Source organism: Acinetobacter sp. TW_SC_4, assembly GCF_054861205.1.
The window spans coordinates 1,076,869-1,090,930 of record NZ_CM142174.1 but is presented as its reverse complement, the minus strand read 5'-3'; the positions used below and the strand labels follow the sequence as shown (position 1 = coordinate 1,090,930).

Annotated in this window: 14 protein-coding genes; 4 read left to right on the top strand and 10 right to left on the bottom strand. The window is 41.6% G+C overall.

From position 1 onward, the window contains the following. Window positions 1-17: 17 nt before the first annotated feature. From proB to uvrB, 9 genes are all read right to left on the bottom strand, one after another. Entirely contained in the window at window positions 18-1,151 is a 1,134-nt protein-coding gene (gene proB / locus ACWM1W_RS05160; RefSeq protein ID WP_208462053.1) for a glutamate 5-kinase, read from the bottom strand. 27 nt (window positions 1,152-1,178) lie between these two features. After that, the gene (cgtA, locus tag ACWM1W_RS05155; protein ID WP_208462052.1) at window positions 1,179-2,384 is read right to left on the bottom strand and encodes an Obg family GTPase CgtA; all 1,206 of its coding nucleotides are present in this window, start codon (window positions 2,382-2,384) and stop codon (window positions 1,179-1,181) included. Between the two features lie 388 nt (window positions 2,385-2,772). Next, window positions 2,773-2,919 carry a hypothetical protein gene (locus tag ACWM1W_RS05150; RefSeq protein WP_214001406.1) on the bottom strand — a complete coding sequence of 49 codons (147 nt, stop codon included), beginning with the start codon at window positions 2,917-2,919 and terminating at the stop codon, window positions 2,773-2,775. A 26-nt stretch (window positions 2,920-2,945) separates the two neighbouring features. Beyond that, on the bottom strand, window positions 2,946-3,398 hold the full coding sequence (locus ACWM1W_RS05145; protein WP_228301713.1) for a hypothetical protein: 453 nt from the start codon (window positions 3,396-3,398) through the stop codon (window positions 2,946-2,948). A gap of 29 nt (window positions 3,399-3,427) precedes the next feature. Further along, complete coding sequence (locus tag ACWM1W_RS05140; protein WP_159123113.1) at window positions 3,428-3,802, bottom strand: winged helix-turn-helix transcriptional regulator; 375 nt, start codon at window positions 3,800-3,802, stop codon at window positions 3,428-3,430. A gap of 210 nt (window positions 3,803-4,012) precedes the next feature. Continuing rightward, entirely contained in the window at window positions 4,013-5,470 is a 1,458-nt protein-coding gene (locus ACWM1W_RS05135) for a glyceraldehyde-3-phosphate dehydrogenase (protein WP_208462051.1), read from the bottom strand. A 246-nt stretch (window positions 5,471-5,716) separates the two neighbouring features. Further along, window positions 5,717-6,649 (bottom strand): EamA family transporter RarD, encoded by a 933-nt coding sequence (gene rarD / locus ACWM1W_RS05130; RefSeq protein ID WP_448765249.1) that lies wholly within the window; start codon window positions 6,647-6,649, stop codon window positions 5,717-5,719. A gap of 172 nt (window positions 6,650-6,821) precedes the next feature. Continuing rightward, window positions 6,822-7,421: a lipocalin family protein gene (locus tag ACWM1W_RS05125; protein WP_004782725.1), complete on the bottom strand. Its 600-nt coding sequence runs from the start codon at window positions 7,419-7,421 to the stop codon at window positions 6,822-6,824. Window positions 7,422-7,563: 142 nt separating this feature from the next. Continuing rightward, window positions 7,564-9,585, bottom strand: a complete 2,022-nt coding sequence (gene uvrB, locus ACWM1W_RS05120; RefSeq protein ID WP_005234910.1) for an excinuclease ABC subunit UvrB — start codon at window positions 9,583-9,585, stop codon at window positions 7,564-7,566. Window positions 9,586-9,924: 339 nt separating this feature from the next. Here uvrB and ACWM1W_RS05115 point away from each other — a divergent pair, with 339 nt between their 5' ends. Then, on the top strand, window positions 9,925-10,713 hold the full coding sequence (locus ACWM1W_RS05115; protein ID WP_034580895.1) for an A1S_2505 family phage non-structural protein: 789 nt from the start codon (window positions 9,925-9,927) through the stop codon (window positions 10,711-10,713). Between the two features lie 56 nt (window positions 10,714-10,769). On the opposite strand, the gene ACWM1W_RS05110 is transcribed toward ACWM1W_RS05115, so the two are convergent. After that, complete coding sequence (locus tag ACWM1W_RS05110; RefSeq protein ID WP_005234902.1) at window positions 10,770-10,949, bottom strand: hypothetical protein; 180 nt, start codon at window positions 10,947-10,949, stop codon at window positions 10,770-10,772. A gap of 445 nt (window positions 10,950-11,394) precedes the next feature. Here ACWM1W_RS05110 and ACWM1W_RS05105 point away from each other — a divergent pair, with 445 nt between their 5' ends. From ACWM1W_RS05105 to ACWM1W_RS05095, 3 genes are all read left to right on the top strand, one after another. Next, entirely contained in the window at window positions 11,395-12,474 is a 1,080-nt protein-coding gene (locus ACWM1W_RS05105) for an OmpW/AlkL family protein (RefSeq protein WP_005234901.1), read from the top strand. A 179-nt stretch (window positions 12,475-12,653) separates the two neighbouring features. Further along, window positions 12,654-13,868: an MFS transporter gene (locus ACWM1W_RS05100; RefSeq protein WP_034170049.1), complete on the top strand. Its 1,215-nt coding sequence runs from the start codon at window positions 12,654-12,656 to the stop codon at window positions 13,866-13,868. Further along, window positions 13,861-13,995, top strand: a complete 135-nt coding sequence (locus ACWM1W_RS05095) for a hypothetical protein (RefSeq protein ID WP_034170050.1) — start codon at window positions 13,861-13,863, stop codon at window positions 13,993-13,995. The genes ACWM1W_RS05100 and ACWM1W_RS05095 overlap by 8 nt, the downstream gene beginning before the upstream one ends. Window positions 13,996-14,062 lie beyond the last annotated feature (67 nt).

Below are 14,062 nucleotides of genomic sequence, written 5' to 3'. Positions count from 1 at the left end.
TTTTATAGACCGAAGATTTAGTAAATCGCCATATGATTGCGGTGAATCATCTCTAAAGAACGTGCTTCACCCAAGACCTGATGCACTTTATCTGATGCCAGACCTTTGACAATTTCCGCTGAACGCGAACTGAAGTTGACACGTCCTACAGCAATACGGTGACCTTGTCGATCGACACATTCCACTACATCACCACGGTCAAAATGTCCTTCTACCGCTTTGACACCGACAGGCAACAAGCTACGGTGATTTTCTTTGATGGCTTTAACCGCACCATCATCAATCACCAAACGACCTGCAGTTTGCAGATGCGCTGCTAACCATTGCTGATGTGCAGTCATGCGATCATCATCAGTGATAAAAAGTGTACCCAACATTTCACCTGCCATTAGGCGCGATAAAACATTGTCGCTATCACCACTAGCGATCAGCGTTGGACAACCAGATTTTGCAGCCAGACGTGCAGCACGGACTTTGGTCAGCATACCGCCACGACCAAATTTTCCGCCGCCGCCTGCCATATCAAACAGGCTTTCATCCATGGCACGCACGGTATGAAACAGTTTGGCATCCGGATTAGAACGTGGATCCGAGTCAAACATGCCTTCCTGATCAGTCAGGATAATCAGCAGATCTGCATGAACTTGACCTGCGACCATCGCAGCTAAGGTATCGTTATCACCGAAACGGATTTCGTCAGTAGAAACCGTGTCATTTTCATTAATGACTGGAATCACATGCCAGTCAATCAGGTGTTGCAAAGCATCACAAGAGTTGAGATAGCGACGACGGTCTGCCAGATCATCATGAGTCAATAATACCTGAGCGGTTTGAATGCTGTGTTTTTCCAGCACACTTGACCAGGTCTGGATTAAACCCATTTGACCAATGGCAGCACAAGCCTGAAGACTGGGTAGATCGGTGGGTCGATTCTCAAGTTTCATTCGAACCATACCTTCAGCCACAGCTCCGGAAGAAACGAGAATAATCTCGTGTCCGGCATTGTATAGATCCGCGATTTGTCCCGCCCAGTGCGAGATGGCATCTAAATCTAAACCTTGCCCGTTTGCTGTGAGTAAAGATGATCCGATTTTAACAACGATTCGTTTACAACCCTTGAGCTGACGTTGCCCATCTACCACTTCTATCATCTTGTCCTCAGACTTATCTTTAAAAGATTAACGTACGTAATATACTTCTACGTCGCTGTCGTCATCATCTTCATCATCAAAGTCATCGCCACCCAGACGTTGAGCGCGACGCATTTCACGATAAGCTTCTTTCGCAGCAATCGTTTGTTCACGTGTTTCAGCTTCCAGCTGATCACGGAATGCTTTCATTTCTGCTGCATATTCTGGATCTTCAACTTCACGTTCGCGTTGCTGTTCGATTTGATCCATCAGGTAGTACACAACGTCTTTCGTCCCTTCTGCCGTTAAGCCAGAAGTTTTAAAGACAGGGCCTTCCCACTGTAATTCTTCAAGAATGTGGTTACACCATTCGTCACGAGTTTCTACAGCAAGCTGATCGACCTTGTTTAGAACCAATACCACTGGTAATTTTGAAAGCGTTGGGGAGAATTTTTGCAACTCATTCAAAATCGCTTTGGCATTGTAAGCTGGATCTGAACCGTCAATCGGTTGAACATCTACAATGTGAAGCAGAATACGGGTACGTGCCAAATGTTTCAGGAAGCGAATCCCGAGACCTGCACCTTCTGCCGCACCTTCGATCAGACCTGGAATATCCGCCATTACAAATGAACGGTGACGATCCGCATCCACTACACCCAGGTTAGGCACCATGGTTGTAAATGGATAATCCGCCACTTTTGGTTTTGCTGCGGAGACTGCACGAATAAAGGTTGATTTACCTGCGTTCGGCATACCGAGCAAGCCAACATCAGCCAGCACTTTCAGCTCAAGACGGATTTCACGGAATTCGCCTTTGGTACCATGCGTACATTTACGCGGAGAACGGTTGGTTGATGATTTGAAGTGGGTATTACCCAAACCACCTTGGCCGCCATGTGCCACTAATACTTTCTGGCCGTCTTCAACCAGATCTCCAATAATATCGCCAGATTCTGAATCGACGATAGTTGTTCCCACAGGAACTTTTAAAATAACTGATTCGCCACCACGACCAGCACAGTTTGCGCCAGCACCGTTTTTACCACGTTCAGCGCGAAATTTACGGGTATAACGATAATCTACAAGGGTACTCGTGTCGTCGTCAGCCTGAATATAAATGCTGCCGCCACGACCACCATCACCACCATCTGGACCACCAAATGGTACGAACTTTTCACGGCGAAAACTGGCTACGCCATTGCCACCGTCGCCAGCCTCTACGGTAATGACTGCTTCATCAACAAAGCGCATAATGCCAATCCTCTAAAAACTTTAAAAACCGCCTATTCTGCCATATTTTAAAGCATTTCTCGACTATATTTATTGGGCTTTCCATGAAGAAGACCCAATTTAAGATTATTTTATATTATTCAAGCAAAAAGCTGATACAGATTGACGATTTATCAAGAAATTATTGTGAGGAACTTATACAAAATAAAGATCAACAAAATATTTGTACTTGGCTTAGATTTGAGTTAGGTCTTTTCTTATAGTTGAAGTGATTTACTGCTTTAAGCTTAATTTTCTTGATTGTGTTTTACTCTTTGATTGAGTTGATTTTGAAAAAATAACTTATTTGTAATCCAAAAGAAAATTAGAAACTGTCTTATTAAGTTTTATAAAAAACAAGGTTGATGAGCTAATTTCTAAGCTCTTGATTCGATTTATTAGCTTCACCTACTGTCATATCAAGATCATTTTCATATTTTAAATAATTAGCTTTAAAGTAAGTATCATCATTACCATATGTTCCAATATGATCACAGAGTTCTTTTATACCCTTCATTCACCAACTCACATTCAGAATTAAAATTATTTACCAATGTCTTTAATTCTATATTTTCCTTTTGATACCGAACTATCATATCCAGATTCTTTTTGAGTGAAAACATTCGATTTTTCAATTTCAAAAAGATACTGGTTATTAAAAAGTTTTTCTCTATTTTCACTTAATTGCCATGATCTAAATTGATATTTCACGCTATTTGCTACATCTATCAAATGATTCTCTAATTCAAGCAAAGATGCATAATTATCTTTAGACATACTAGATAGAATTTCACTCCCTTTCTGCTCTCTCCAGCTTGTATAAGTCATTAATACGGCTATTGGAGCAAAGATTGCAGCTGACCAAAGTAAAAGATTAGTCGCTAAAGTGAGATCAACTTCTAAAAGTTGAAAGATCGCATAAATAGCGATGCATAAAGTTAGGATAATTGCGTACACTGCCAATAATCGAGCAACTAAATTTTCTGATTTATCCATTTATTGCTTCCCCAAAAGCAATTTAAGTTTTATTTAGCAACACGCTCTTTATTTTCCAAAATCTCTGGCAAACTCCGCTCTACCCAGCCAATCAAATAATTTATTTTTTCTGCCGCTTGCGAACCGGTAATGGTCAATTGATATTCCACTTTAGGGGGTACAACCGGATATACCGTTCTTAAAATAAAACCATCTTGTTCCAGCATTTTTAAGGTTTGTGCCAGCATCTTTTCACTGACCCCTTCAATTCGCTGTTTCAACTCACTAAAGCGATGTACGCCCTCACTTAAACAGCGCAATACCAGCACTGACCATTTATTGGTGAGATGTTCCAGTATTTCACGGGATGGACATTCATTAGATAGCACTTGTCCCAGTAATGGACTGATTGCATATTTGGTCATTAAAGAGTTCCTTTCTTGATCACAGTTTTTAGTTCTTACTTACTATTTTTAATGTACTTACCATTTGTAAGCTAACAGATTCAAATAGGCACATCAAGGTGAATTTTCCATCAATTAATGCAATGGTTTTATAAAGCTGATTTGCCGCCTTTATCTTCCACAATAAAAAAGAGCCTCAAAAGAGACTCTTTTTTAGATCACTTCTACAAATTATGCATTTGTTTCAGCAGGAACTTTTGGATAGCTTACGCCGCCCATTTGCTCAGCAATGCGAAGTACCTGGCAGCTATAACCTACTTCGTTATCATACCAAACGTAGCAAGTTAAACGGTTGCCTGAAGTGATTGTCGCTTGAGCGTCGAATACACCTGCAGTACGCGAACCGATAAAGTCAGAAGATACAACTTCAGTAGAGTTTGTATAACCGATTTGACCTTGAAGGTTAGAATTGATTGAGATTTGGCGAATGTATTCATTCACTTCATCACGATCAACTTCTTTATCTAAAGTCAGGTTCAGGATCGCAAGAGATACGTTTGGTGTAGGAACGCGTACAGAGTTACCAGTCAACTTGCCTTTCAGTGCAGGAAGTGCTTTCGCAACTGCTTTAGCAGCACCAGTTTCAGTGATGACCATGTTCAATGTTGCAGCACGGCCACGACGATCCGCTTTATGGTAGTTGTCGATCAGGTTCTGGTCGTTTGTGAACGAGTGAACTGTTTCAACGTGACCATTGATCACTGTGTATTTGTCGTTTAACACTTTCAATGTTGGAGTGATCGCATTGGTTGTACAGCTTGCAGCAGAGATGATTTGATCTTCATCAAGGATGTCAGCCTGGTTCACACCAAATACAACGTTCTTCATGTCACCTTTACCAGGTGCAGTCAGAATTACACGAGCAGCGCCTGGGCATTTAAGGTGTTGAGCAAGACCTTCAGCATCACGCCATTTACCAGTGTTATCGATCACTAATGCATTTTCGATACCGTATACAGTGTAATCCACTTCAGATGGATTAGATGCATAGATCACTTTGATGAACTGACCGTTTGCAATAATTGCTTCGTTTTCTTCATCTACAGAAATCGTACCCGCGAATGGACCATGGATTGAGTCACGACGTAATAAAGACGCACGTTTTTCAAGGTCACCGTCAGATGATTTACGAACTACGATTGCTTTCAGGTTCAAGCCACGGCCTAGACCTGACTGGCTGATCATCAAACGGGCAAGGATACGACCGATACGACCGAAACCGTAAAGAACAACGTCTTTACCTTCAACAGAAGTTGCATTGCCTTCAAGTGATTTCACAGCATCAGCAACGAATGCGTTAACATCACCACCTTTCGCTTTGAATTCAACAGCAAGTTTGCCTAGATCAATTTCAGCAGTACCGATGTTTTCCACTTTTGCCAATGCTTCAAGGATTGGGAAAGTGTCTACAACAGAAAGCTCAACGTCTAATACGCGAGTACGACGATGCGCTTTAAGGATCTGAATTACAGAACGGTTAATTAAAGAGCGACCATAAACTGTAGCTACGATATTTTTTTCACGATATAACTGACCTACTAGGGCAATCATACGTTCCGCAAGTTCTTCACGGTTTTTCCAACGACCTTGGTGCTCTGCATGGAGGGCAACGATAGTGTCTTTGCTCACAGATACGTCCTCTAATTAATTGTAAATCTAAGCATAAATTTCAAAACCCGATAATTGTAATGGAATTGGCCGCAAGTTTGAATCAAAAGCTGATTAACTCTGGCCGAAAATCCGATATATTCACTATAAATTTTGAAAATAATTGTAATTAGTCAGATGATTTTGCATTTAAAATTTGAAAGTTCCTCTATTCCCTGTAAAAACCAGATTTTTGTTAAATGTTGTTTATTCAGTCAAATTTATCATTCAAGAATCTAAACGTTTCTGATAACGCTCTAAATTTTGTGCTAGTGCCAATCGTCTTTTTCGTTGTTCAATAATGTGTAGTATACCTTCAATCACCAACAATACGACGGCCAGCCAGATCGGAAGATAAGTCAGCCATTCGCCAGCTTCAACCCGCTCCCCTAATGCCATAGACGCAAAAGCCAAAAGTACTGGTTCTAAATAGCTCAATAACCCAAAGATGACAAAAGGCAAATAGCGACTCGCCAGAATATAGCTTCCCAATCCTAACGCACTTAAAAAGCCTAGACCCAATACCGCAAAAATCAAATGCTGTGCATTAAGAATTAATTGCATGGAATCGCTATGAATAAAGCCCAGATAAATCGCGACAGGCAGAATGATGAAAAGGTCCCACCAGAAACCGCCCAAATGATCCGTCTGGAATTTACGGCGCATAAAGAAATACAGCGGATATGCCAGTGCTACATACACCGTTTCCCACGCGATCGAACCGATCCTCCAGATTTCATGTCCTACACCTAATATGGCCAGTGCGACTGCTGCCATTTGCCAGCGTGACAACTTCTCTTTATAGAGCACACATCCGACCAAGACCATGACTAAAGGCAACAGGAAATATCCCAGGGATACCTGTAAACCGCGGCCATTAATTGGTCCCCATAAAAAGAGCCACAACTGTGTCGTACATAACAGGGAACTGATGATCAACCAGATCAGAAAAGCAGGCTGTTTGAGAATGCGTTTAAAAATATGAGTGATATGAATCAAATCGCCTGACCACCACATGAACACAGTCAAAAATGGAATGGTCGCCAGCATCCGCCAAGCAAAGGTCTGTTCACTGTCTAAAGGCTGCAACAATGGCGTGAATATATAAAGAACACCAAATACCACTGATGCCAATACCGATAATGCAATACCTTTATACATTGCTTCAAACCCAAGATCATTCCAGCACATTATAACGATTAGTCTAAAATAAAGCTTGAAGATTCATCTGACCAAAGGTAATAGCAAGGCAAAATATATAATTCAAAAAAGAAATGGATTAAAAAAAAACCATGCCGAAGCAGGGTTTTTTATACATAACCAGATTGACCTTTTATTTTCTTGCCTGTTGGGTCTGTTTGGTATGTATCACATCACTCAAATCATAACCCACAGATTGCGCATATTGCAGGTATTCATTCACCACGTTCTGATCAAGTTGAGGATCACGTGACAATACCCACATATATTTACGTTTAGGCTCGCCTACCAGTACGGTTTGATAATTATCATCCAGTTTCAATACCCAATAATCGCCACGGCCCACTGGCAACCAGCGAATAAACTCTGGTAAGAAACTTACTTTGAGCTTGGTGTTATAAGGTGCATTCTGAATGTATGCCTCACCCACTGATTGGGTCACCTGACCATTTTTCTGGATACAGCGGTTATCTACATTAACGTTACCATTTTCATTTAATGTATACGTCGCTGTAACATCGCGATCACACTTGTTCTGGAATGTAAGTGGTTTACGAGCCACTTCATACCAGGTGCCCAAATAACGGTCCAGTTCAACTTTCTCTACAGTGGGTAAAGAATCGTTCTTGGCATAAGCCATAGTTGCAGCCCCGAGTCCAAGTAGAACTGCACCACCCACTGCAATTTTTGCAAGTTTCAATCCCGCATGAGGGAGATTATTTTTAGTTGTCATACGATACCTATTTGATCAGGACAAAATTTTCAACATGAATATTTCGTACTTACAATAGCGACATCCGCAGACATACTTTGTAGCATTGTGTTAGGTTTGTGATTGATTTTACGTAATTTAAATCTGTAATTTACACACAGACCTAACTTAACATCTGCGCTTTTAAACGTAAAATTTCATCCCGTATACGTGCAGCCTGCTCAAATTGTAACTCTTTTGAAGCCTTGAGCATTTCTTTCTCCAGTTTATTGATATGCTTCGCGAACATCTTTGGATCGGCCATGATATGGCGTTCATCTGCACTGATCGCACGGGCCTGATCCGAAGCTTTCAGCTCAATAGTTTCATCATCTAGCACTTCACCCGTATCAATTTCCTTAATCACCTGACGTACTGCACTACGTGGTGTAATACCATGCTCTTCATTGAACTGAATCTGTTTGGCACGACGGCGTTCAGTCTCATCAATGGCTTTTTGCATTGAATCAGTGATGCGATCTGCATATAAAATCGCTTTACCTTTCAAGTTACGCGCTGCACGACCAATGGTCTGGATCAATGAACGCTCTGAACGCAGAAAACCTTCTTTATCCGCATCCAGGATTGCAACCAGTGAAACTTCTGGCATATCCAGACCTTCACGCAGCAGGTTAATGCCGACCAGAACATCATACACACCGGTACGTAGCTCATGAATAATCTTCACACGCTCAACGGTATCAATATCGGAATGCAAATAGGCAACCTTGATTCCATATTCTTTTAAATAGGATGTCAGGTCTTCTGCCATGCGCTTGGTCAAGGTCGTCACCAGCACACGCTCATTCATTTCCTTACGGATATTGATTTCAGACAGTACATCATCGACCTGAGTCAGGACTGGACGGATTTCAATTTCCGGATCAATCAGACCGGTTGGACGAACCACCTGCTCGACCACCTGTTCAGATTTTTCCAGTTCATATCTTGCAGGTGTGGCACTGACGTACACGGTCGTCGGTACAATACGTTCCCATTCCTCAAATTTCATCGGACGGTTATCCAGCGCACTTGGCAAGCGGAAACCATAATTCACCAGATTTTCTTTACGGGAACGGTCACCTTTGTACATGGCTCCAATTTGTGGAACAGTCACGTGCGATTCATCAATAATCAGCAAGGCATCATCAGGTACATAATCAAAAAGCGTCGGCGGTGCTTCGCCTGCCGGACGACCCGATAAATGACGTGAATAGTTTTCGATCCCGTTGGTATAACCGAGCTGCTGCATCATTTCCAGATCATAACGGGTACGCTGCTCGATCCGCTGAGCTTCCAGCAACTTGTCATTTTCACGGAAAAAGACCAGACGTTCTTTTAACTCATCTCGAATCGTTTCAATCGCGCGAGCCAGATTGTCTTTAGGTGTTACATAGTGACTTTTAGGATAGATCGTGACACGCGGCACTTTACGGATCATTTTCCCGGTTAAAGGATCAAACCAGCGAATGGAGTCGACTTCATCATCAAACAGTTCAATCCGGATGGCATCCTGATCCGATTCGGCTGGGAAAATATCAATGATCTCACCACGGATACGATAGGTACCACGCAGGAATTCCAGTTCATTACGTGAATACTGCATTTCGACCAGACGACGGATAATATCATCACGACCAATGCGATCCCCTTCCACCACATGCAGCAGCATGCTCATATAAGCATTCGGATCACCCAGACCATAAATTGCAGACACCGAAGCAACAATAATCGCGTCACGTCGTTCTAAAAGTGCACGAGTGGCCGAAAGACGCATCTGGTCAATGTGGTCATTAATCGCCGCATCTTTCTCGATAAAGGTATCTGAAGATGGCACATAGGCTTCTGGCTGATAGTAGTCATAATAACTGACGAAATATTCAACCGCATTATTCGGGAAAAATGCTTTAAATTCGCCATAAAGCTGTGCAGCCAGCGTTTTGTTATGGGCCATGACAATAGTCGGACGCTGGGTACGGGCGATGACATTGGCCATAGTATAGGTTTTACCTGAACCGGTAACCCCCAGCAAAAGCTGATCGTGATAGCCTTTTTCTATACCCTTGACCAGCTTTTCAATGGCCTGTGGCTGATCGCCAGCAGGTTGATAATTAGTCACCAGTTCAAAGGGTTGTTTATCACTCATAGCTTTAATAATTTCACTGCGGATATCGACTCAATTTATTATGGGGGTAAAATTGAATTACTCAATCCCTATCCAGGTTTCTGTTTAGTAAAATAAATCGAGTGAAATATTATGCTTTCGTAGCCTAAAACCATTTTAGTTCTAATCTTTTCTATCAAAATTGAATCAGTATAAGTTTTGATTCGGTTCCTTACCTTATTCTGGCTTATTCAATATTTAGCCAAAATTTCTGTATAAAGTTCTGCTTTATCTGATGATGTAATAAAAATTAATTTCACCTTGACCCTTATAGCGTTCAAAGGCAACATGAAGCTAATCAGGACATCGAATAAAAAAGCCATGACTTACCATTATCACGATGAAAGTATTGTTAAATCTCTGCCAGAAAATACGGTATTTGTTTTCGGAAGCAACTTGGCTGGACAACATGCCGGAGGTGCAGCTCGAACAGCTTATGAGCATTTTGGGGCGGTTATGGGGGTTGGTCGTGGCTGGGCAGGTCAAAGTTATGCCATTCCGACTATGAATGAGCATTTGCAACAGATGCCTCTCTCACAGATCCAGCACTATATTGATGACTTCAAGATTTACACCAAGAACCATCCTAAAATTAAATATTTTATTACTTCGGTTGGTTGTGGCATTGCAGGCTATAAAGTTGAAGAAATTGCTCCTATGTTCAAAGGCATTTCCCACAATGTCATTTTTCCACAATCTTTCCGGCCTTTTGTAGAAAAAGCGCTTCCAAAAATTACGTCGCAATTCCTGCATACCATCTTCCGGGATTCAGTGATTTTTACTCCGGCGACAGATGAGCTGATTGATGTTCTGGCACTGACCGATAATGAAAAGAGTCTGGCCAAGATTCTGCTCAATACTCAGATTTATCCGGTCGATAGCAATGGTCGTGATCGTGTATTCGAGATTGAAGATATTCTGCATAACCTGAATGGCAAGATTTTTGACTTTCAGAATAATTCTGAAGGTTCCATGCTGTTTGGTGCCGTAATTCTGGCGCTACTGGAACTTTATAATATCAATGAAAAAGACTTTATTGATGTCTGGAAAGGCGATCGTGAGATTGCCCCGCCAAAACCTGAAAATAAGGCGCGTAAAACAGTTCGCTAAGAAAATCTCAAATTTTACTCATAAAAAAGCCATGAACTTCATGGCTTTTTTATTTATTAACGTTTGCCCATTGAACGGCGTGTACCACGAGGTGGCATCCAGGTCCGATCAGCATAACGTTGCGGTTTAGGTCGCAGATGTTCCAGAACTTCATCTGAAGCAGATTGTTCTGCCTGTTTTAATGGAAACGGTAAATTAACCAGTGGCTTTTTCTTGGGAGAATTTTGGGAGCTCATGCGCAATACTCAATAATTTATGCGGCTATTGTACAAAAAAACTCTATCTGCAGTGTACCATCGGTTAGCTAAATTTATTAAAGCTTTTTCTAGTAAGTTTTAAGCGGAAAATTTGCTGATTTCTTGTATATATCACGTCCGGAACAGAAAGCTTAAATCATTATTTAAAACTTAGATTAATGATAAAAATGTTACCCACTTATTATTCTATTACTTCAATAAAATTGAAAATTTTATAAAAATTAACATCCTATTTATCTTCACTATTCATGATAATTTTTACATAAATATATATTTTATTAATACAATTTATACAAATTTTGGCATTTTTTACTTTCTGTTAACTTTTTACTACTCGTTCTGTAACTGTGTAAATTGGTGAGATTTAACTAAATTGTCCAATAGAAAAAAAAATAACTAGCACGGACAAGGAGTCCTCTGAACAATGAAGACAATCATGGTATGCATGGCAGGTCTAGCCACACTACCCCTGCTTGCACATGCAGAATCCCCATATTTCAGCCTACAGGATGGCGATGGCTTTAAGCGATTTTCCGTTTCAGTTGGTGCACTGCATGTCATGCCACAAGGAAAAGCTCAGCCTTTTCAAGTTAATACTGCTGTAAAAAATGGTGAAGTTGCCAGAAATGGTACTATTCAAGTCGATACTGTATTGAATAACTTGAATTCTAATGTTGACCAAGAGGGTCTTGCAGCAGCATTAGAATTTCTGGGTTTTTTTACCGGTGGTGAATTAGGTAGTGGACTCAGCGGTAGTTCACGAATTCAAGGGTTGGAGGAGTGGAATAATCCGGGCACCGGTCTGGAAGCAGATGATGTCACTACCCTTGGGATTTTAAGTAATTACTTTTTTACCGATCACGTATCACTTGAAATGAAAGCCGGCATTCCACCCAAAGTGGACTTACAAGGCAAAGGAAAAATTTATGCTCCTTTCGCTGCGATCGCTACACCTCAAATCGGTAGTTTGCCTTTAGAATTTCTAAATATCGATCTGCAAAATGATATTTTTATTACTGATTTAGAAGCTCATGGTCCTGCAGCGTCAGCACGTGCTTGGACGCCTGCCTTTGAATTACAATATCATTTTGGAAAAACCGGAGTTAATAAGTTTCGCCCTTATGTCGGCTTAGGGATAATGTACGCTTACTTTAATGAATTGGAGATTAACCCGCGTACTGAACAGGATTTGATTGCAGCCGGTCATATGATTGCCAATATCAAAGAAGGCAATGCCGGAGCTTCACTGGAAGGTAAACCGAGCAATGCCAATCCTACAGTAGATCTTGAAGCAACCGATGCATTCGCTCCGATAGCCACCGTCGGTTTCACCTATGATTTTAATCATACTTGGTTCGCGGTAGGTTCTGTATCTTATGCTCATCTGAAAAATGAAACCACTATTACTGTTTCTGATGATAGTTTGGGTGAATTAATTACCTCCAAAGCCGATATTGAAGTCAATCCAATTCTGGCCTATGCAGGATTCGGGATGCGTTTCTAATCAATTACAATTTCTATTCAAACCTCAAAATTCCAGAACAACGGCTACGGCCGTTGTTTTATTTTCTGACGTTCTATACAGCTATAAAAAAAATTTATCGTTTGATTAATTTTTATTTTATCGCCTCTCTAGGTTGAATCGAATACTATACCTATCAACTTTATATGCATGAATGACTTATGGCTGACAGTCAATTTTCCAGAACCCTGATTTTTATGCTGATTGGCGCTGCCATTATTCTGGCCTTATCTTTGGGGATTCGTCATGCATTTGGCCTGTATCTGGTGCCAATGAGTGAAGAATTTGGCTGGGGTCATAATGTCTTTAGTTTAGCCATTGCCATGCAGAACCTGATCTGGGGTGCTGTTCAGCCCATTACTGGTGCCTTCGCTGACAAATATGGCAGCAAGATTGTCGTTGCCGTTGGCGGTGCCTTATATGCGCTTGGTCTGTTATTGATGGCTGTCAGTTCAACCGGATTACTATTGAATCTCAGCGTCGGACTGATTTTAGGTCTGGCTTTGTCTGCGACTTCTTTCCCGGTTTTATTGTCTGCGGTTGGACGAGCTGCACCACCTGAAAAACGCAGTCTGGCAATGGGGATTGCCAGTGCAGCAGGCTCCTTCGGCCAGTTTATTATGCTGCCTTCAACGCTGTTACTTTTACAGAATGTCGGCTGGTCAGCAGCACTTGTTGTCAGCGCAATTTTAATCGCTTTGATTGTACCTTTGGCTTGGATGCTAAAAGCCCCGATGTATGTCGATCCGAATGCGACTCCTACACCGAATAAAGTTTCACTAAGCTTTAAAGAGATTTTAGTGGTAGTCAAAAACCATAAGCCATTCTGGTTTCTGGCGATGGGCTTTTTTGTCTGTGGCTTTCAGGTGGTCTTTATCGGGATTCACCTGCCGGGTTATCTGATTGATCATGGGTTCAATGCTACAACTGGCACGATTTTCCTGGCGCTGGTGGGCCTGTTTAATGTTGTCGGTACCTATACGGCTGGCTGGCTCGGTGGAAAGTATTCCAAACCACGTCTGCTAATGGGCTTATACGGTCTGCGCGGGATTGCGATTATCGCCTTTCTGATGCTGCCTTTAAGCACCTGGACGGTCTATGCGTTTGGTGTCATCATGGGATTATTATGGCTTTCTACCGTACCGCTCACCAATGGTATTGTTGCCAATATGTTTGGCGTGAAATATCTGACCATGCTCAGCGGGATTGTATTCTTTACCCATCAGGTCGGTTCATTCTTTGGCGGCTGGCTCGGCGGTGTAAACCATGACATGAGTGGTAACTATAATGCAGTATGGATGCTGTCGATTGCCTTAAGTATTTTTGGCGTACTGGTGCACTTATGGGTAAATGAGGAGCAAATTGTACATGACTGATTCCACTTTTCTGCTCAAGCTTTCCATTGCGGTAGCGATGGTACTTCTCCTCGCTATTTCTCTATTGCTCTGGAGCCAGACTCCAGAACTGTTTGAGTACTTTAACCAGGCTTTTTGCGCACACTGATTGTCAAATATTTGACATTTTTCAGCAGCTTTAGGACTTTGTTTTGCCATATTAATTAAAAGATTTC

Bases quoted from the DNA above. Each gene is read 5' to 3' on its own strand.
- ACWM1W_RS05100 (WP_034170049.1), top strand. From the start codon at position 12,654: ATGGCTGACAGTCAATTTTCCAGAACCCTGATTTTTATGCTGATTGGC.
- ACWM1W_RS05150 (WP_214001406.1), bottom strand. From the start codon at position 2,919: ATGAAGGGTATAAAAGAACTCTGTGATCATATTGGAACATATGGTAAT.
- ACWM1W_RS05125 (WP_004782725.1), bottom strand. From the start codon at position 7,421: ATGACAACTAAAAATAATCTCCCTCATGCGGGATTGAAACTTGCAAAA.
- ACWM1W_RS05140 (WP_159123113.1), bottom strand. From the start codon at position 3,802: ATGACCAAATATGCAATCAGTCCATTACTGGGACAAGTGCTATCTAAT.
- ACWM1W_RS05115 (WP_034580895.1), top strand. From the start codon at position 9,925: ATGACTTACCATTATCACGATGAAAGTATTGTTAAATCTCTGCCAGAA.
- cgtA (WP_208462052.1), bottom strand. From the start codon at position 2,384: ATGCGCTTTGTTGATGAAGCAGTCATTACCGTAGAGGCTGGCGACGGT.
- proB (WP_208462053.1), bottom strand. From the start codon at position 1,151: ATGATAGAAGTGGTAGATGGGCAACGTCAGCTCAAGGGTTGTAAACGA.
- ACWM1W_RS05145 (WP_228301713.1), bottom strand. From the start codon at position 3,398: ATGGATAAATCAGAAAATTTAGTTGCTCGATTATTGGCAGTGTACGCA.
- uvrB (WP_005234910.1), bottom strand. From the start codon at position 9,585: ATGAGTGATAAACAACCCTTTGAACTGGTGACTAATTATCAACCTGCT.
- ACWM1W_RS05110 (WP_005234902.1), bottom strand. From the start codon at position 10,949: ATGAGCTCCCAAAATTCTCCCAAGAAAAAGCCACTGGTTAATTTACCG.
- ACWM1W_RS05105 (WP_005234901.1), top strand. From the start codon at position 11,395: ATGAAGACAATCATGGTATGCATGGCAGGTCTAGCCACACTACCCCTG.
- ACWM1W_RS05095 (WP_034170050.1), top strand. From the start codon at position 13,861: ATGACTGATTCCACTTTTCTGCTCAAGCTTTCCATTGCGGTAGCGATG.
- rarD (WP_448765249.1), bottom strand. From the start codon at position 6,649: ATGTATAAAGGTATTGCATTATCGGTATTGGCATCAGTGGTATTTGGT.